15 protein-coding genes are annotated in these 17,916 nt (G+C 47.9%); 5 read left to right on the top strand and 10 right to left on the bottom strand.

Annotated features, from left to right (window positions below; translation table 11 throughout):
- The first annotated feature begins 125 nt into the window (after positions 1-125).
- Together queA and I2I11_RS19655 are read left to right on the top strand one after the other, a co-directional pair.
- Positions 126-1,172 carry a tRNA preQ1(34) S-adenosylmethionine ribosyltransferase-isomerase QueA gene (queA, locus tag I2I11_RS19660; protein WP_196269457.1) on the top strand — a complete coding sequence of 349 codons (1,047 nt, stop codon included), beginning with the start codon at positions 126-128 and terminating at the stop codon, positions 1,170-1,172.
- 188 nt (positions 1,173-1,360) lie between these two features.
- Positions 1,361-2,053: a 2-C-methyl-D-erythritol 4-phosphate cytidylyltransferase gene (locus I2I11_RS19655; RefSeq protein ID WP_196269456.1), complete on the top strand. Its 693-nt coding sequence runs from the start codon at positions 1,361-1,363 to the stop codon at positions 2,051-2,053.
- A 178-nt stretch (positions 2,054-2,231) separates the two neighbouring features.
- Here I2I11_RS19655 and I2I11_RS19650 read toward each other — a convergent pair whose 3' ends face one another.
- The 3 genes from I2I11_RS19650 to I2I11_RS19640 all read right to left on the bottom strand — a co-directional run bounded on the left by I2I11_RS19650 (position 2,232) and on the right by I2I11_RS19640 (position 4,875).
- Positions 2,232-2,957, bottom strand: a complete 726-nt coding sequence (locus I2I11_RS19650; RefSeq protein WP_196269455.1) for an ABC transporter ATP-binding protein — start codon at positions 2,955-2,957, stop codon at positions 2,232-2,234.
- Positions 2,958-3,041: 84 nt separating this feature from the next.
- Positions 3,042-3,263 (bottom strand): DUF2795 domain-containing protein, encoded by a 222-nt coding sequence (locus I2I11_RS19645; protein WP_007652164.1) that lies wholly within the window; start codon positions 3,261-3,263, stop codon positions 3,042-3,044.
- A 298-nt stretch (positions 3,264-3,561) separates the two neighbouring features.
- Entirely contained in the window at positions 3,562-4,875 is a 1,314-nt protein-coding gene (locus I2I11_RS19640) for a DUF349 domain-containing protein (protein WP_196269454.1), read from the bottom strand.
- 352 nt (positions 4,876-5,227) lie between these two features.
- Here I2I11_RS19640 and ettA point away from each other — a divergent pair, with 352 nt between their 5' ends.
- Complete coding sequence (gene ettA, locus I2I11_RS19635) at positions 5,228-6,898, top strand: energy-dependent translational throttle protein EttA (protein WP_196269453.1); 1,671 nt, start codon at positions 5,228-5,230, stop codon at positions 6,896-6,898.
- A 580-nt stretch (positions 6,899-7,478) separates the two neighbouring features.
- Here ettA and I2I11_RS19630 read toward each other — a convergent pair.
- Positions 7,479-9,059, bottom strand: coding sequence for a serine hydrolase (locus I2I11_RS19630; RefSeq protein ID WP_196269452.1), 1,581 nt, complete (start codon positions 9,057-9,059; stop codon positions 7,479-7,481).
- 228 nt (positions 9,060-9,287) lie between these two features.
- Positions 9,288-10,262, bottom strand: coding sequence for a zinc dependent phospholipase C family protein (locus I2I11_RS19625; protein ID WP_196269451.1), 975 nt, complete (start codon positions 10,260-10,262; stop codon positions 9,288-9,290).
- Between the two features lie 396 nt (positions 10,263-10,658).
- Between I2I11_RS19625 and I2I11_RS19620 the strand changes: the two genes are divergently transcribed.
- The gene (locus I2I11_RS19620; protein WP_196269450.1) at positions 10,659-11,702 is read left to right on the top strand and encodes a hypothetical protein; all 1,044 of its coding nucleotides are present in this window, start codon (positions 10,659-10,661) and stop codon (positions 11,700-11,702) included.
- Positions 11,703-12,206: 504 nt separating this feature from the next.
- Positions 12,207-13,853, top strand: coding sequence for a S41 family peptidase (locus I2I11_RS19615; RefSeq protein WP_196269449.1), 1,647 nt, complete (start codon positions 12,207-12,209; stop codon positions 13,851-13,853).
- A gap of 299 nt (positions 13,854-14,152) precedes the next feature.
- Here I2I11_RS19615 and I2I11_RS19610 read toward each other — a convergent pair whose 3' ends face one another.
- The 5 genes from I2I11_RS19610 to ruvX all read right to left on the bottom strand — a co-directional run bounded on the left by I2I11_RS19610 (position 14,153) and on the right by ruvX (position 17,732).
- The gene (locus I2I11_RS19610; RefSeq protein ID WP_196269448.1) at positions 14,153-15,250 is read right to left on the bottom strand and encodes an acyltransferase family protein; all 1,098 of its coding nucleotides are present in this window, start codon (positions 15,248-15,250) and stop codon (positions 14,153-14,155) included.
- A 354-nt stretch (positions 15,251-15,604) separates the two neighbouring features.
- Positions 15,605-16,051 carry a DUF421 domain-containing protein gene (locus I2I11_RS19605; RefSeq protein ID WP_196269447.1) on the bottom strand — a complete coding sequence of 149 codons (447 nt, stop codon included), beginning with the start codon at positions 16,049-16,051 and terminating at the stop codon, positions 15,605-15,607.
- 12 nt (positions 16,052-16,063) lie between these two features.
- Positions 16,064-16,558, bottom strand: a complete 495-nt coding sequence (locus tag I2I11_RS19600) for a hypothetical protein (protein WP_196269446.1) — start codon at positions 16,556-16,558, stop codon at positions 16,064-16,066.
- 191 nt (positions 16,559-16,749) lie between these two features.
- Complete coding sequence (def, locus tag I2I11_RS19595) at positions 16,750-17,319, bottom strand: peptide deformylase (RefSeq protein ID WP_196269445.1); 570 nt, start codon at positions 17,317-17,319, stop codon at positions 16,750-16,752.
- Complete coding sequence (ruvX, locus tag I2I11_RS19590) at positions 17,316-17,732, bottom strand: Holliday junction resolvase RuvX (RefSeq protein ID WP_196269444.1); 417 nt, start codon at positions 17,730-17,732, stop codon at positions 17,316-17,318. The genes def and ruvX overlap by 4 nt, the downstream gene beginning before the upstream one ends.
- Between the last annotated feature and the right edge of the window lie 184 nt (positions 17,733-17,916).

Genomic DNA, 17,916 nt, shown 5'->3' with positions numbered 1-17,916 from the left:
AGGCAAAATAAGTAAATTTGCGGCTTGTTTTTGTTTTTTGACGGGTAAACCCGGAATAACAGTTTTCCTGCTGTCCTGCCCCGTAAAAATGACCTTTACATAGTAAATACCGTAATATTTAATCTATGAAATTATCTGAATTTAAATTTGACCTCCCCGAGAACCTCTTAGCCACACATCCCGCCGAAAACCGCGACGAATCACGTATGATGGTCGTTCACCGCGACAGTGGCAAAATAGAGCACCGCATCTTCAAAGATATTCTGGAGTATTTTGACGATGGCGACGTGATGGTGGTGAATGATACCAAAGTGTTTCCGGCCCGCCTGTACGGCAATAAAGAAAAGACAGGCGCTAAAATAGAAGTTTTCCTGCTGCGTGAGCTTAACAAAGACATACACCTGTGGGATGTGCTGGTAGATCCGGCCCGCAAAATACGCGTAGGAAACAAGTTATACTTCGGCGACAGCGACCTGGTGGCCGAGGTAATCGACAATACCACTTCCCGTGGCCGCACCATCAAGTTTTTGTTTGATGGCCCGGAGGAGGAGTTCTACAAAACCGTTAACAGCCTGGGCGAAACGCCGCTGCCGAAGTATATCAAGCGCGAGGCGGAGCCGGCAGACAGAGAGCGTTATCAAACCGTTTACGCCAAAAACGTGGGTGCGGTGGCCGCTCCGACAGCCGGCCTGCACTTTACCAGAGAGGTGCTGAAGCGCCTGGAAATTAAAGGAGTAGACGTAGCGCCCATTACGCTGCACGTAGGTTTGGGCACGTTCCGGCCGGTAGATGTGGAAGACCTGACCAAGCATAAAATGGATTCGGAAAACTTTATAGTGCCGGCCAGCACTGCCGAGATTGTGAACAAAGCGCTGGACAACAAGAAACGCGTGTGCTCTATTGGTACTACTACCATGCGTTCACTGGAGTCGTCGGTATCGGCTAACAGCCGCCTGAAGGCAAACGAAGGCTGGACAGACCGCTTTATTTTTCCGCCTTACGAGTTTAAGATAGCCAACAGCCTTATCACCAACTTCCACATGCCGGAGAGCACGCTGCTGATGATGGCCGCCGCTTTTGGAGGCTACGACCTGATAATGGAAGCATATCAGCAAGCCATCAAAGAAAAATACCGCTTCTTCAGCTATGGCGACGCCATGCTGATTTTGTAAGTATAAATAACTTTAAAATTGAGAGAAATGCCTCAGCTCCGCCGGCTGGGGCATTTTTTATACCTGCTGCTCTTTCTGCTTAGCTAAAAGTATCGTATCTGTGGTTTACTCTTTTATACTTGGAAAATGAGGCATTCTTTCAGCGGAAAGGAAGCAAGTATAATTCAGAACCCGTAATTCTAAAAGCGATGGCCCAACTTCCCGAATATGCAATCATTGTGGCTGGCGGTTCCGGCAGCCGTATGCAGCACGACCAGCCCAAGCAATTTATCGGGGTGGCCGGCAAGCCCATCCTGATGCACACCATTGAACGGTTTTACAAGTATAATCCGGCTATCGGGCTGGTGGTGGTGTTGCCCGTGCAACAGCTGGATACCTGGCGGGCGCTTTGCCGCAAGTATAATTTCACGATTCCTCACCAGGTGGTAACAGGCGGCGCCACGCGCTTTGCTTCTGTAAAAAACGGGTTGGAGGCCTTGCGCGGAGAGGCGCTGGTAGCCGTGCACGACGGTGTACGGCCCTTTGTAGATACGGCAACTATAAAAGCGGTGTATGAGGCGGCCGCTAAGTATGGCAGTGCTGTGGTAGCGGTATCGCCCAAAGATTCTATCCGGGAACTTACGGCGAGCGGAAGCAAAGCGGTGCCGCGCGCCGGCTACAAGCTGGTGCAAACGCCGCAGTGCTTCCGGGTAGGTATACTCCGGCAGGCATACGAGCAGCCGGAGCAGGCGCATTTTACCGATGATGCTACCGTAGTGGAAAGTATAGGCGAAAGCATTACGCTGGTAGAAGGCAGCTACCGCAACATCAAAATAACAACGCCCGAAGATCTCATACTGGCCGAAGCCTTTGCCCGGTCTGGACTAGGATTTAAAGGATGAAGAGATAAACAGGATTCAGAATTTTTGGAGACGCAAAATGTTGCATTTTATACTTGTACAGCAACCGGCAAGCGGGTCAGGAGAGCCGCTCACTGGCTGGATACCGACGCCAGCTTTCATCACCTTTGGCTTTGCTGAAAAGTCCTTTGTCTAACGTCTAACTTCCTGTGTCTAAAAGTTATAACACCGGTAGCCGGCCGGCTTCCAGAAATGCCTGGTTTTGCCGTACTGTTTCCGGTGAAATTGATTCAAGTATAGGATCGGGTTTGGAGAGGTTGAGCAGGTAGCCCTGTAAAGTTGTAAGGTTCTGCAGATCATGGGTGATGCAGAGAACCGTTTTGCGGTTTTGCTGTACCCAGTCCTGCAACAAGCTAAATACTTTGCTTTTATAGTATACGTCCAGTTGCTGCGTGGGCTCGTCGAGCAGGCTGATGCCGGCATCCTGCAGCATCAGCTGCGCCAGCCATACCAACTGCTGCTCGCCACCCGAAAGTGTTGTAAAGTCGTGGTGGATGAGGTGAGAAAGTTGCAGTTGTTCCAGTGTTTGGGCGGCCAAAGTATAATCGGCGGCATCGTAGTTCTCGAAAAAGCGCTTTTTCCGGAAAAGCCCCATTACCACCAGGTCATGTACTTTAATCGGAAAGCTGATGGTATTTTTCTGGGGCAGGTAGCTGAGCAATCCTTCTGCCGCGGGGTTGGGCAGGTGCTTTAAGTTCTGGCCCTGCACCCATAGCGCGCCCTGGTAATCAATTTTCTGCTGAAAGGCTTTGAACAGCGTGGTTTTGCCTGCGCCGTTGTGCCCGATGATGGCAACAAATGCCGGTGCCGGTATAGAAAAAGAAAGGTTGCGAATCAGGACACGCTGCCCATAACCCGCAACCAGATTATTTACTTCAACGATCAAGCGCTCTTGAATTACGAGTTACGAATTCCGGGTTCCGAATGGTAATGAACCTGCTTAATTCGGAACTTGGAACTCGTAATTCTTTTAGTACTCATCTTCATTAAACATAAAGTCCTCTTTGGTAGGATAATCAGGCCAGATTTCTTCGATGTTCTCGTAAGGCTGTCCATCGTCTTCCAATGCCTGCAGGTTTTCTACTACCTCCATGGGGGCACCAGAGCGGATAGAGTAGTCAATCAGCTCATCTTTTGTGGCTGGCCAGGGGGCATCCTCCAGGTATGAAGCTAATTCCAATGTCCAATACATAATATTTTTCTCCTTAAATTATATGGCTTAAAAAAATAGTTTGCAAAAGTATAAATAAAAGCAAAAACAAAAATTTTCTGCGGATGATAATTGCTTTTTTATTCGTTTTTACAAACACAACGCAAACAATACACAAATGTTTAAAACGGGGTAAAATTCTTTTGTTGCTGCAGGCACCACCACACGAAGTATGCCAACAAAGTGCAGGAAGTATAAAAAAGCGCCTGTCACCGCAGTGACAGGCGCTTTTTTATGCCTGGAATGTTTGCCTGGCCGGCTTTGCACCGCCGGCAGGAGTTTATTTGCTGCTGGTACTCAGCTGCCCTTTAAACCGTTCTATCAGCTCCTGCTTGGTATTTATCTTACGGTTAAAGTTACGGATCTTGCCCTGCAGCATGTTTCGGAACGTCTCGTTGCCGGGTGCGTCGCTCAGCTTGCCGAGGTTCGACTCCAGCACTTCCAGTTCGTTTTTATCGGACTTGATAAAATCTTTGAGGGCGTTGATGCGGGCCTGCAGGCCGTCTGTTTCGCTCATATCCACACCGCTGGCCTGCTGGCGCTTGCGTATATAATGCTCCAGGCTGCTTGTTTCAAACACCTTGTCGCAGGCTTTGATAAAGCGCTCCCAAATCATGTCTGAAACGCTCTGGCTTACCGGTCCCACCTTTTTCCACTCGGCCTGTAGCTCTTTGGCACGCCGCACGGCATCGTTCAGATTATGTTGCTGCAGCAGTTTTTCTGCTTCGCTTACCAGTTCTTTCTTGCGCTCGTAATTGGCTTCGTAGTATTTGTCTCTTGATTCGGCCTTTTCGTTGGTGATTTTTTGTTTCAGACGCTCAAAAAAGTGGTTGTGCGCCTTGCGGAACTCAGTCCAGAGGCGGCTGGTGGTTTTGCGGGGCAGGTTGCCACCCACTTCTTTCCACTGGTTTTGCAACTGTTTCAGTTTGGCGGTGGTAGCCTCCCAGTCTTCTGAGTTCTGCAGCGCCACCGACTGTGCAATCAGGTCTCTGTACTTATCGAAGGTGCGGTTCACCATCTGCCGCTTATCTTCGAAAAAGTTCTTTTTACGCTCGAAAAATAACTCGACCGGCACCCGGAAACGCTCTTCTATCTCTGCTGTCAGTTCCTTCTCCACAGGGCCCGTTTTAATCCAGTTGGCGCGCAGCTCTTTCAGCTTTTCGGTCGCTTCTTTCCACTCTATGCTGTGCTGCAGGGCTTCGGCTTCCTGTATCAGAGCCAGTTTTATACTTAGGTTTTTGCCGCGGTTCTGCTGTATCGTTTCGTTTATTTCTTCTTCGGCTCTGGCCAGCGTGTGGTATACCTGCTCAAAGTTGCCCAGGGCGTCATAAGTTCCTACCTGCTCCTTCAGGTGCAGCACTTTCATCAGAAAGGAGCCTTTGTTTTCGGAGGTGGCGATGCGCTCCAGCAGGCCGTTTACTTTACTTTGGAACAGTTCAAAACGCTTTGCAAAGTATAAGAGCGAATCATCTTCAGACTCTTTCACTTCGCCTACCTGTCGTGCCGGGTAGTTCATAAAGGGTTTCAGCCACACCTGCTGGTCCTGAATAAAGCCATATTTCTTAGCTTCTTCCAATAGGTCGTTGTTTTCCATGTAGGGGTGTGTTAAGGGTCGTAAATATAGGTAAGGCAGCAACTAAATCAGCTTTAGCATACGCAGCGTTCGCCTGCTGCGTTTGCCATGCTACAGCAAGTGCGGGCAAACAGGCAATATTGCAGGCCTGCACTTGCTCCGGTTAGCTGGTATATAGCTTCAAACGATACAGTTTTTTTACAAGTTTAAGGATTTCAGCGCAATTTTGTGAAGCATAAATGCATGAATTTTTGCGATATTTGTAATTCAGTGCAAAATAATCAACTAAAACCAGCGCCATTCGGGCTGGCCGTGAGCAGGGGCAATCCGGCTTGGGGCAGCTATAAAAAAGCGGCGCACGATAAATAAAAGTATGAGCAACGAAACTATCATTTTTTCGATGGCCGGGGTAAGCAAGATTTACCCGCCAAAGAAACAAGTATTGAAGAATATTTACCTGTCGTTTTTCTATGGCGCTAAAATCGGCGTGCTGGGCCTCAACGGCTCGGGTAAGTCGAGCCTGCTCAAGATAATAGCCGGTGTGGACAAGGACTTTCAGGGGGAAGTGGTATGGTCGCCGGGCTATACCGTAGGGTACCTGGAGCAGGAGCCGCAACTGGACCCCACTAAAACAGTGCGCGAGGTAGTAGAAGAAGGCGTGAGCGAAGTGGTGGGCCTGCTGCGGGAGTTCGATGAGATCAACATGAAGTTTGCCGAGGAAATGACGGACGATGCCATGAACAAGCTTATCGAACGGCAGGGCGAAGTGCAGGAAAAACTGGATCAGCTGAATGCCTGGGAACTGGACAACCGCCTGGAACGCGCCATGGATGCCCTGCGCACGCCGCCGGAAGATGCTCTTGTCGGCAACCTGTCAGGTGGTGAGAAGCGCCGTGTGGCCCTGTGCCGCCTGCTATTGCAGGAGCCGGATGTACTGTTGCTGGACGAGCCGACCAACCACCTGGACGCGGAATCGGTAGACTGGCTGGAGCAGCATTTGCAGCAATACAAAGGCACCGTGATTGCCGTAACCCACGACCGCTATTTTCTGGACAACGTGGCCGGCTGGATTCTGGAGCTGGATCGCGGTGAGGGCATTCCGTGGAAAGGCAACTACAGCAGCTGGCTGGAACAAAAATCCGATCGCCTGGCGAAAGAGGAGAAGACGGAGAGCAAGCGCCAGAAAACTTTGCAGCGTGAGCTAGAGTGGGTGAAGATGGCTCCCAAAGCTCGGCATGCCAAATCAAAAGCCCGCATCAGCCAGTACGACAAGTTAGCCGGCGAGGAAGCCTCCAAAAAAGAAGAAAAGCTGGAGCTGTTTATACCTGATGGCCCGCGCCTGGGCGCTCAGGTAATAGAGGTGAACCATGTAAGCAAAGCTTTCGGCGATAAGCTGCTGTTCGAGGATCTGAGCTTTGCGCTGCCGCAGGGCGGCATTGTGGGCATCATCGGGCCAAACGGCGCCGGTAAAACCACGCTGTTCAAGCTGATTACGGGACAGGAGCAACCTGATGCCGGCGATTTTACCGTGGGTTCTACTGTACAGATTTCTTACGTGGACCAGGAACATACGCAGCTGGAACCGAACAAATCGGTGTTTGAGGTGATTTCGGGCGGTACGGAGCACATGATGATGGCGGGCCGCCAAGTGGTATCGCGTGCTTATGTAAGCAAGTTTAATTTTTCGGGCGGCGATCAGGAGAAGAAAGTAGAAAAATTGTCTGGGGGCGAGCGCAACCGCGTGCACCTGGCCATGACCCTGAAAGAGGGGGGCAACCTGCTGCTGCTTGATGAGCCGACCAACGACCTGGACGTGAATGCCATCCGGGCGCTGGAAGATGCGCTGGAGAATTTTGCCGGTTGCGCCGTTATCATCTCCCACGACCGCTGGTTTCTGGATCGTATCTGTACGCACATCCTTGCCTTTGAAGGCGACTCGCAGGTATACTGGTTTGAGGGCAATTACTCGGAGTACGAAGAAAACAAGAAGAAACGCCTGGGCGATGCCGAGCCAAAGCGTATCCGCTACAAAAAGCTGGTATAAACCTGGCTTCTGATCCACAAAGTATAAACAGGTATAACCTGAAGTATAAAAAAAGTCGCTGCTAAGTATAGCAGCGACTTTTTTGTTGGCGTGTATGATTGTGATTCCTGCTGTCGTGATTACAGGAAAGACTTGAATGGATGCTCATACTTACCCGCTGGCTTTTCAGATTGCAAGCCCGGCAGAGCAACCAAAGCATATTTAGCCAAGAATTATAAATTCAAAGAACGCGGCCGGTATTTATATAAACATAATTTTACTTGTAAACGTATAATCAGGTGCTGTCATGCATGACAGGCTTAGACTATATTCTCACACTTAAAATCTGTTGATATGAAAAAAATCTACAAAAACAATGATGCAATTGCTTACTGGCTGATTGCAGCCTATTTTGCAGTTGCAGGCACAGTAGCTTATATTGTAGCCTAGAAAAACACTCCTTTCTTAAACTAAAAGGCCACATACTAGCTAGTATGCGGCCTTTTAGTTTAAGAGGAACGGCAGGTCGTAATACCCGGATTACTGTAGAACGGCCGTTCTTACTTCTATAATTTCAGCTCAGAGCCGAAATAACCAACAATTACTTTACTTTCTCAAATTTCAGCTCGTCAAAATGAAAGTCGGGGTTGTCGGAGTCGAGGCGCATGCCGGCGATGCCGCCATCTTCGCCAACTAAAAAACGCACATTGGTGGGGTGCAACAGCGCATAATCGTTTTTCCAGTCCAGGTTAAAGATGTCGTGCTGCCAGAATGTGAGTGTGCCGCCCAGCGTTGGGGCTGGTACCAGTTGCAGGGCCAGTTTGCCGCCTTTCAGTGTAATGGTGGCATCGCCGTAAAGCTCGCTGTGATACGTGCCGGCGTATGCAGCCAGATCGTGGGTGGGCTTTTCCTGGCGCTTTTTTGTTTTCTTTGGCGCTTTGTCCAGGGTTTCCTGCTCCGCTTTTTTGTCTTTGGCGATGTTATCTAAATAAAAAGCACTCCAGTCGCGGCCGTTTTCGATACCTAAAAACTGGTCAATGGTATAGTTGGCGATGGGCGTCATGATGCTGCTCATGCTGTTGGTCAGGATTACAATGCCCAGGTTCTCCTCCGGCACCAGTACTGTGCGGCTGTTCATACCTTCGTGGCCGCCACCATGCGCTACGATTTTGTGGCCCTCGTAATCAGTGAGCATCCAGCCCAGCCCGGCAGCCGAAAAGTGCGTGGAGGGATTGATCTCTTCTGATTTCTCAGACACTGGAAACGGGTTGTGGGCATTCCACATGTTGCGGCTCACATCCTCGCTGAAGATGCGCTTGCCTTTGTAGGTGCCGCGGTTCAGTTGCAGGCGCAGCCATTGTGCATCCTGGTTTACGCTGGTAAAAATTCCGGCTGCCGGGTTCCAGTTGTCCCAGGCGGTGAGAACGGTGGGGTAGGGCTTTCCGTTCGCGTCAAAGCCGTGTGGTGTGGTTACATTGTCCACCCCTTTCAAATCATTCACCGAAGTATAAGTGCGGTTCATTCCGAGCGGCTGCAGGAAATGCGTTTTGATAAAGTTCTCCCAGGTAGTGCCCGAGACAGCCTCTATCACTTCGCCAGCTGTGATAAACATCAGGTTGGAGTAGCCGTAGCCGTTGCGGAAACCATAGCTGGGCTCCAGGTAACGCATGCGCCTGATAATTTCGGGACGGCTGTAAGTGGTATTATACCACAGCAAATCGCCGGCAAACGTCCGGAAGCCCACGCGGTGGCACAGCAGGTCTTCAATCGTCAGGTTTTCGGTTACATAAGGGCTGTAGAGCTGCAGGTAGGGCAGATATTTCTGTACCGGGTCATTCCAGCTGATTTTGCCTTCATCTACCAGGATGCCCAGCGCAGCGGCCGTATATGCTTTGGTGTTGGAGGCAATGCCGAAGAGTGTATTGGCATCTACCGCGCCGCCGGTTTCGATGTTCTTTACGCCATACCCTTTCGCAAAAATTACAGAGTCATCTTTAACAATAGCAATGGCCATGCCCGGCACATTCCAGTCCTGCAGGGCTTTCTGGTAATAGGCATCCAGCTCTTGGAGGTTTACTTTCGTAAGCGTTTGCTGTGCCGAAGCAGTTTGCTGCACCAGCAGCGTGAGCGCCAGCAAAAGCAGGACATGCAGCCGTGGCAAAAGAGTATGTTTGGTTGTCATTTAAAGTTTGGTTGTTTTATGGTGTAGCAAGTTACGGATTTTTGCCTTGCCCCGGAAACCGCCTTCAGGGATAGACTAGTAACCGGCCGTGATGCTGCTATAGCAGATTACGGTTGTATGTGTCTGGGTATCAGTATTGCTGTGGCTTTCTACCCTGCATAGCCCTGCTATGAGCTTGAAGCAGGTATAAGTATAGTATCAGGAGCTACACAAGGTGTAAGGCGCTGGCTAATCTTCTCCTTCTTCCCGGGCTTTATGCGGGCCTGTGTCATAATCTTTCTTCTCCATCTCCAGGCGCTGCAGTTCTTCTGCGGATAAGGGCTGGGTAATTTTGCTGAGATCAGGCTGGCCGGCATCAACCCAGGCGGTGTACCAGTAGCTGGCTACCGTAAGTATGGCCAGGCGCATCTGGCGTTCTACCTGCCCGTTGAGCATCCGGCTGTAAGCCGCCGAAAACTCGCGGGAGTATACGCGGGTGGTCAGGTTGTTGCGCACTTCAAAGCTATACTTCTTTTCTTCATCAAACTCCCGCGTCAGCTGCTTCTCCAGGTATAAAACGGAGTCCAGGGCCGTATGCGCGCTGGCTACCAGTTGCCAGGCTTTTAGCTGCGGTTGCTCAATGTATTGCGCCTGGCCTACAAAAAAATCGTAACTGCCGGCATACAGTTCGGGCAACCGCGACTCCCAGAAAGCATGAATGCCAAGCTGGCCTGTGAGCTGCCCATTATAATTCCGGGTGGTGTGGAGCGGCACGCAGGCATCGGCTACATAATGCCCCATTTCGGTGGAGAGGCGCAGGATGCGGTCGAGGTTACGATCTTTAAAGGCTTGTGTCAGTTGATACTTCATCAGGCTGATGTGCCAGGGAACGATGCCGTAGGCCTGCAGCGTGTCCTCGCTATACTTTGCCACAGCCTCCTGCCAGAAGCGCGGCATTTTATACAAGGCGCTGTCGCCGTACACGTCCAGGTCGATGTAGTGGCGGGCGGCTTCGCCTTCTACGGCATAGCGGCGGCGGTCGGGGTTTACGGCGTTTTCGGTGATGTAGCGGAGGTGTTTTTTGTAGAAGCCAATCATGTCGGGCGGCAGCGCAAACACGGCCAGCCTGTTGATGCGCTGGTGCGCAAAAAAGCCCCAGGTATAGCCGTTGAGCGGCAACAGCAGCGCGAACAGGAGCAGGATAGCTTTTTGTTTTGGGGCCATACCTGCTGCATACGCACAGATGTAAGCCGAGGTAAATGGATGTGGGCTTTATACCATTTTTTGTACTGCCAGGCTATAATCCGTAGGGCCGGGCTATGCATGGACTTAAATGCGTAAACCTGCTGCATTTACATTCCTGCTAATTTTCAACAACAAATTGAAACTTTTATATATTAATATGGTATTAAGTCAATCTTTTGTTCAGATACTATAAAATTAACAATGAAGGCAACTGCCGGCTCCAAAAGGCTGTACCATTTCGACCTTTTACGCTTGTTTTTAGTTTTCCTGGCTTTAATAAGTCATTTCATCCTTTCGCAGCATCTCGGCAGGCCTGTTCTGGTGAAAGCGGTTACACGATCTGCAACGCCTACTTTGCTTATTATTTTTGGCTTCATGCTAGAATATGTATATGCAAGGCGCTGGGCAGTTAAAGGGCCGCGGGTAGTGCTGGTCAGAATGCTAACGAGGGCGATACTGTGCTATCTTGCGTTTGCGGCCATCATGCTGGTTGTGTTTTTAACAGGAGATGCCTCTTTCAGGCACTTTGTGAGCAGCCTCCTCCTGTTCGTGCCGGGCCATTCGCATGCCGACCTGTTTAAGTGCTATGCCTTACTAATACCTGTTGCATTTTTATTGATGTGGGTGCGGTTCAGGTTAGCATGGAAATGGCAGGTTTCGCTGGTGCTATTGCTGATAGCGATGGCAGAACTGGCTCAGTTTTTCACCTATACGCTTCCGTTCCCCTTTCAGCATGCAGGCAGCTTGTTTCTCGGCCTGAAGGATAACTTCGGCCCCAGTATCATCCATTCCATCATATTGATAATGTTTGGCGGACTGGTGGCAAATTACGCATCGGCTGGCGGTACTATACGCCAGAGGAACATACTAGTGGGTGTGGGGGTTGTGTCTTTTGGTGCAATTGCAATTGAAATCGGACAGGCTGGCTTGTACCCATTTCTGGCCGGCGTAGCCAGGTACGCCGGATACCGGGCGCATAACAGTTATATTTATTTTGCTTACGGCATACTAACCTTTATCCTTTACTGGGGCATTAGCTGGCTGGCGGCGTCCCGCCTGAAAAGCAGCATAAAAGAGAAAATAACTTACTACGGCGGCAACACTTTCATTATATTTTTCTACGGCAATGTGGTGATTCTCCTGACGCCTGCGGTAAACCACGATATCCTGCCGGTGGCTTTTGCCTGGGCCATAACGGCTGTGCTGTCGCTGGGTTCTGTAAATGCTTTTGAGTGGGCTGAACGGCGGTTTGCCTTTATACCGGCTTTTAACAGGCTGCTTGAGGTGGCCTTGCACAAAAGCTTAGAGGGTAGCCAGGCTGTTTTATACCGTGCAGGCATCAGAAAACGCCCCACCACAGCCTTACAAGTGAAAGCAGCGCAACAGGTAGAAAAGCCAGAGAAAGTGCTTGTTAGCTGATAAGTATAAAGTGAAAGTATGGAGGTGTAAGGCTTTCTGCTTTGGATTTGCCCCTGCTCTTCCGGATTTATAATCCGGAAGCTGTTATTATGAGGATTTGCAATCCGATTTTAATGACTCAGGTGTTTAAGATGCTAAGCAGATTGCAAATACAAAAGAACAGGTGTTGTAAGTTTGGAAGAACAGGACAAGTAATCGACTATCAGAAACTCTTGTTTGAAGCTGCTAAAGATTTGTTGAAAGTTTCATAGAATTTGAGTATATTAAACATAAGAGTAGTTATAAGAGAAACAGCCCCCACAGCCTCCTGGAGGGGGTGCCGCTTTTGGTACTTTCCAGGGGAGTGGCAACTTTCAGGCGGATTATTTTATATTTATCCTTATTATAGTATATTCGGCAATCCTAATCAGCTTATATAACACCCGTAGGCCGGAAAAACGCAACAATCTACGCGTATCCGCTAATTAGGTGCAAATGACTTATTCACCTTCACTCAATCGAATTATGAAGACCAATCTGAATCTAAGCATTTTTATAAAGAGAGCTGTACTATTCTGTTTTATTTTCACAAGCCTATTAGCATTTACGTTAAGTGCCCAATCCCAAAATAGTCTTTCTGGGAAATACATATGTGGCCCTTGCAATGCTTCTTGTGATACAATAACATTTAACAAGCCTGGTATCTGCCCACATTGCCAGATGAGTTTGTTAAGTCTTGATTCAATCCTTGTTGGCTATCATAAGTTGTACGATGTTCAATCCTTGAAAGGAGATTTGAACCTTTATAGGCTGGCATTGGAAGCGTCGCATCCCGCTCTGTATTGGCATGTTTCCAAAGATTCATTGGATGCTGCCTTCAAACAAAGTTATTCCCGGTTAAATGAGCCCATGACGGTTTCTGAATTTCACAAAGTTATAAGGTCGCTCACCGCAACTATAGGAGATCTTCATATGAATACCCGACTGCCATCGCTGTACGCACAGTCGCAATCAATAGAGGGAAAGTATTTTCCCTTTGATATTACTTATGCCAATGGTAAAGGATATATTTTTAATAACAACAGCGATGATCCTGCCATTCCTGTTGGCAGTGAAGTAATTAAGATCAATAATGAACCATTGAATAGCATTACTAAACAACTTTTCAAATACATGATAGTTGACAATAATACTGAGACATTCAAGTACAGGACGCTAAGCAACAGTTTTGCCACTTATTATAACGGCTTCTATGGCCAGCCTGAATGGTTTACTGTGGAGCTAAAACATAATGGGAAAAAGAAAACAGCGAAGGTAAAAGCGTTGCCTTTGAATCAGATTGAACAAAACAGGGTGCGGAATATTTCTAATAATAAGAAAATCTCCTCGCCTTTTATACCGCCTTCGCCTAATCCACTTTCTCTTCACTTTCTTCCTGAGTCCTCAACGGCTGTTTTACAAATTAAGATTTTTTCCGATGGTTATATCAGGCACCATGGTCAGGACTTCGCAAGTTACATAGACAGCACATTCCTTGAAATCAAGCAGAGGAATATAAAAAATCTGATTATTGACATTCGTGGCAATATCGGTGGAAGCAGTGGAAATGGGAGCTATCTGTTTTCCTATCTAACTCAAAAAGCTTTTACTGAAGTTCAATACATGGAGTTAAGATCCATCCCGCTGAAGTATTGGAGTTTTGCAGGTGTAAAAGACAGTAATGGAGACACCATAGCTTTTAAAAAAGAGGATTATACCAAAACTAGCGAAGGTGCTTATCGTCTAAAAGATTACCCTGTCCTGCAAACAATACAACCTAAAGCAAATAGCTTTACAGGAAATGTGTATTTGCTTATTGATGGGCTGGTAGGATCACAAGCGTCTTCCTTTGCGTCCCTGGTTCATCACTTTAAAAGAGGCATCCTAATTGGTGAAGAGACGGGTGGCAATTACAATGGCAATACAGGCGGCACATGGGGAAATCTTACACTGCCAAACTCTAAATTGGAAATTGAAATGTTCGTATTCAAGACTGTGCGGTTCAATGATCAATCGCAGGAGTCAAATGGAGTCAAACCTGACTTTACAATTCACTCTTCTATTCAGGATAAATTAAGTGGAAAGGATTTGGATTTGGACACTGCTTTGAAGCTTATAAAGCATGCTAAATAACAACTATGCGTAGTTGCAAAAGTGTCATACCTAAATAAATTAGAACTTAAACGCTATGTTATCTGCATTATTCAATGCAGATAACATAGCGTTTAAGTTCTGCCCTAGTAATGTGAATCTCGTCTGCTTTCTACTTTCTAACTACTTTAGTGCAGGGTGACAGTGAGTACTATAAATCGGACACAACTCAAACCCTTAACCGTTAAACTAGCTTAACATAAGTTAGCTTATAAGCCATAATTTTTTCGGGGAGAAGAAACAGCTGAGAATCCCGTAAATGCAACTAAATTTTAAAAGTACTAGGGTCTTAACCCACCTTGCCTCTTACGGCTTAAGTATCTTCTGACAGGAATATCATAAATGACCATTACCAGATAGGCGAAGCCGACCAGCAGCATTGTTCCTATGGTTATGATAAAGAACAGCTCGCTTGTTCCGGGTTTGGTACTCGTGTAATAGTTGCCAAATACCCAGATGGCAGCATAATGTGTCATGTACAGGGGATATGATATCTTTCCGGAAAATACGCAGATCTTCTTTAACCCTGACGATAAGCCGGAACCAGCGCCCAAGGCAACAAGCAAGGGGAAATAGAACAGGACAACCAGCAATTCTGCCAGCCAGTTCCATTTAAAATGAGGCATCACAAAGGCCAGCGACAGCAAGATAGCCAAGCCAATAAACCCGAGCCTGTTTTTGATAATCCAGTTAGAACGATAGATCAACAGCCCGGCTGAGAAAGAATAAGAGATACGGGCACAGCCATCCCAAAAGTTCTCTCCTGCCCAGCCGCCCAGCAGGTTTCCTGCACGATAACAAACAAGACAAAGGGCAACCGCTGCCAGCATGGTGAGTACAGCCAGATAGCGGCGCGAGAGCTTGCAGAGGACGAGGGCATAAACGATATTGGCGACGTATTCCCAGAACAATGACCACGAAGGAGCATTGAGACCGAACAGGTTGAAAGCGCGGTCTTCCATCACCGGAAAGGGAATAAGAAGTATGGAGCAAAGAAACACCAGCAGAAGCCTGCCCGTGCCATACACGCCTGTATAAGCAGCAAATGGGTCGAAGAGAAAAGCCAGTAAACCTAGTACGGAGCCTAAAATAATTAAAGGGTGCAGCCTTATCAGCCTTGATTTAAAAAATTCCAGAACCCCCATTTTCCCGATACGGTCGTCATAAGCGTATCCGATAACAAACCCGGACAAGCAGAAAAAGAAGTCCACGGCCAGGAAGCCATGCCCGATAAAATTCTGGCTGGAGTCCGGGTAAATCCATTCCATAAAGTGAAAGATCACGATAGCCAAAGCCGCTATTCCTCTTAATCCATCGAGGATTACAAAATGCTGTTTAGTCTTGAGAATGTCCGGGCTTATTACTGTAACCTTATTCATTAATTTCTGATAAGCGTGAAATGCAGAAACAACGAGCTGCTAACAAAGCTTGTTGCCATAGTGTTTGATAAACAGAACTATAATATTAGTGATTTTATAGCATTCTGCAATGCCCGGGCTGCATGGCAGAATGCCAAGACCTGCACTGCTTGAAGTATAAATTGCTACTATAGGAGCTTATCAGCTATATCTGAAGTAAAGCGAAACAACTGCTACATATAAACCCTAAACCGCCTGTCACAATAACTGTAGCAATAAAGCAAGTATAAACTTGACGCTTTTTAGGCAGATCCAGGGACTTCATCTTGTAATCCGTATCTACATCGCCTTTCACGATTTTGAACAAATTCTTCATTATTCAGCCTGCGGGATGATAGAGATACTGCCGTCTTTCTCAAGAATAGCATATTTTACCTGTTGTAGCGACTCCAATCCCTGAAGCTTTCTGGCAGATTCCAGGATATCACCTTGATCTACACGCACCTTATCCATCCGATCTTTTAGCAACTTTCCGTTATCAACAAGTATGGTTGGGGTTCCGTCCAGTATCTTATCTGCATTTTTTGATTTTTGTTTGATAAAAGACAGCACAATATCAAGAAAGACGAGTGTTGTAATCAGTATAAAACTGTTGATCATAGAGAAATCTTCGCCCAGCATTGCTTGTTGCGTTGTTTCTGCTATAATAAGCAACAGCACCAGGTCGAACGTAGAAGCTTCGTGAAGCGTGCGCTTTCCGCTTATCTTGAAAATGATCAGCAGGAAGATATAAATTACCAGGCCGCGAATTACTGAATCCATTGGGCGAGAGGTTTAGGGATAGACAAATTGGTTTAATGTCAGTGTAGTGGCGTTATCGGATACAACTGTGTGGAGACTGCCGGCGCGTGATGGTTTAAAGTATAAAATAACCATTGCTCCCTCGTCTTTGGTGCTGAAAGTATAAGTTATGCCCGCACTATCTATTCCTGCCGCTGATGGCTCCGGAACAATCTGCTCAATGCGTGCTGACTTTATAAACATTTTGTTGAATCTCAGCTGATGCTCAGGCCTCTGGCTGTGGAAGGTAACAGTTATTTTAGAAGGGGCGTCCTGCCTCAGGTAACGATCGTATGTTATGGCAAGGCCTGTGTCCGGCCCGCCTGCATTCTCCTCGCTTACTACTAACCCGCCTTTGCCCATAAACCCCAGAACAGCGGCAACAAGAAATAGAAACATAGCAGCCCAACCCACTCTCTCAAGTGTCCACATCCGGCGATCGAGCTTTATATCTTCTTCTACCTCCAGTTCATTCTTTGTGCTTCCCATAAGTGTCGCGATGTACAGTTAATGGATGGGTATAAAACGTTTGTAGTATATTATAGTTGTGGAGGGCGGTAAGGACATCGGCATCATTTTAGCAATGCTGGCAACGCCTGCAGGTGATAAATCTGCCAAAAACAAAGACCGCCTGCCACAGTAGTTGTAGCAGGCGGTCTCTGTATAGAGCAAGTATAACTTTATCGTTTCTTGGCCAGTAGCGGGAACTTCATCTTGTAATCCGTATCTACATCACCTTTTGTGATTTTGGCCAGCCTGTTTTTGATCAGGCGCTTTTTCAGGCCGTTGAGGTGATCGGTAAACAGGATACCTTCCACGTGGTCGTACTCGTGCTGGATCACGCGGGCCGTCATGCCATCATACGTGTCTTCGTGCTCGTTCCAGTCTTCGTCGAAGTAGCGGATCACGATGCGTTCGGGGCGGTATACTACCTCGCGTACGCCGGGGATGCTCAGGCAGCCTTCTTCAAAGCCCCATTCCTCACCGTCTTCTTCGATAATCTCGGGGTTGATAAATGCTTTTTTCACGCCTTTGCCTTTGTCCTCGTCGTCCATCATCGGCTCCGAATCTATCACAAACAGGCGGATGCTTTTGCTGATTTGCGGGGCAGCCAGGCCCACGCCATGGGCATGGTACATGGTGGCAAACATGTCGTCTGTCAGTTCTTTCAGGTTCGGAAAGTCCTGCGGAATATCGGCTGCTGGTTCTTTCAAAACCGGGTCGCCGTAAGCGGTAATCGGGTAAATCATATAAGTCTGCTTTCTAAATACGATTGTAAAATAATAGCGGCACTCACGCGGTCTACGGTGCCTTTGTCCTGGCGGTCTTTCTTTTTCAGGCCGCCCGCCAGCATGGCCTGCTGTGCCATTTTAGAGGTAAAGCGCTCATCTACTATATGCACTGGCATACCCGGAAACTCCTTCTGCAGCTTGCGCACAAAACCTATTACGTGCGGGGTAGCATCTGTTGCCTCATTCGCCAGGTTGCGGGGCATGCCCACCACAAAAGCTTCTACGGGCTCACGCTGCACATAGGCTTTTAGGTATAACAACACATCTTTGGCATGAACGGTTTCCAGCGGGTTGGCAATGATTTGCAGCAGATCGGTGGCTGCCAGCCCCACACGCTTGTTCCCGTAATCGATTGCCAGTATCCTGCCCATAAGTGTGCCGCTAAACTGCAAAGTTAGCAGATTAATTTTTAAGGATAAAGACCCGGACGCTCGCAGGAGATGCGCCCGCTGCGGTGTATATTTATACCCGGATAAAATTATTTTAAATTGGATGATGTTACAAAGTATAGCGCAGGGCAGGGGCCGCAACCCTGCTGATTTTGTACTGTATAGT

This window comes from Pontibacter rufus (genome assembly GCF_015694705.1).
GTDB classification, from domain to species: Bacteria; Bacteroidota; Bacteroidia; order Cytophagales; family Hymenobacteraceae; genus Pontibacter; species Pontibacter rufus.
This window is presented reverse-complemented; position numbering and strand designations above follow the sequence as displayed.

Bases quoted from the DNA above. Each gene is read 5' to 3' on its own strand.
- ettA (WP_196269453.1), top strand. From the start codon at position 5,228: ATGAGCAACGAAACTATCATTTTTTCGATGGCCGGGGTAAGCAAGATT.
- queA (WP_196269457.1), top strand. From the start codon at position 126: ATGAAATTATCTGAATTTAAATTTGACCTCCCCGAGAACCTCTTAGCC.
- ruvX (WP_196269444.1), bottom strand. From the start codon at position 17,732: ATGGGCAGGATACTGGCAATCGATTACGGGAACAAGCGTGTGGGGCTG.
- I2I11_RS19630 (WP_196269452.1), bottom strand. From the start codon at position 9,059: ATGACAACCAAACATACTCTTTTGCCACGGCTGCATGTCCTGCTTTTG.
- I2I11_RS19615 (WP_196269449.1), top strand. From the start codon at position 12,207: ATGAAGACCAATCTGAATCTAAGCATTTTTATAAAGAGAGCTGTACTA.
- I2I11_RS19610 (WP_196269448.1), bottom strand. From the start codon at position 15,250: ATGAATAAGGTTACAGTAATAAGCCCGGACATTCTCAAGACTAAACAG.
- I2I11_RS19625 (WP_196269451.1), bottom strand. From the start codon at position 10,262: ATGGCCCCAAAACAAAAAGCTATCCTGCTCCTGTTCGCGCTGCTGTTG.
- I2I11_RS19605 (WP_196269447.1), bottom strand. From the start codon at position 16,051: ATGGATTCAGTAATTCGCGGCCTGGTAATTTATATCTTCCTGCTGATC.
- I2I11_RS19645 (WP_007652164.1), bottom strand. From the start codon at position 3,263: ATGTATTGGACATTGGAATTAGCTTCATACCTGGAGGATGCCCCCTGG.
- I2I11_RS19655 (WP_196269456.1), top strand. From the start codon at position 1,361: ATGGCCCAACTTCCCGAATATGCAATCATTGTGGCTGGCGGTTCCGGC.
- I2I11_RS19600 (WP_196269446.1), bottom strand. From the start codon at position 16,558: ATGGGAAGCACAAAGAATGAACTGGAGGTAGAAGAAGATATAAAGCTC.
- I2I11_RS19620 (WP_196269450.1), top strand. From the start codon at position 10,659: ATGCTAGAATATGTATATGCAAGGCGCTGGGCAGTTAAAGGGCCGCGG.
- def (WP_196269445.1), bottom strand. From the start codon at position 17,319: ATGATTTACCCGATTACCGCTTACGGCGACCCGGTTTTGAAAGAACCA.
- I2I11_RS19640 (WP_196269454.1), bottom strand. From the start codon at position 4,875: ATGGAAAACAACGACCTATTGGAAGAAGCTAAGAAATATGGCTTTATT.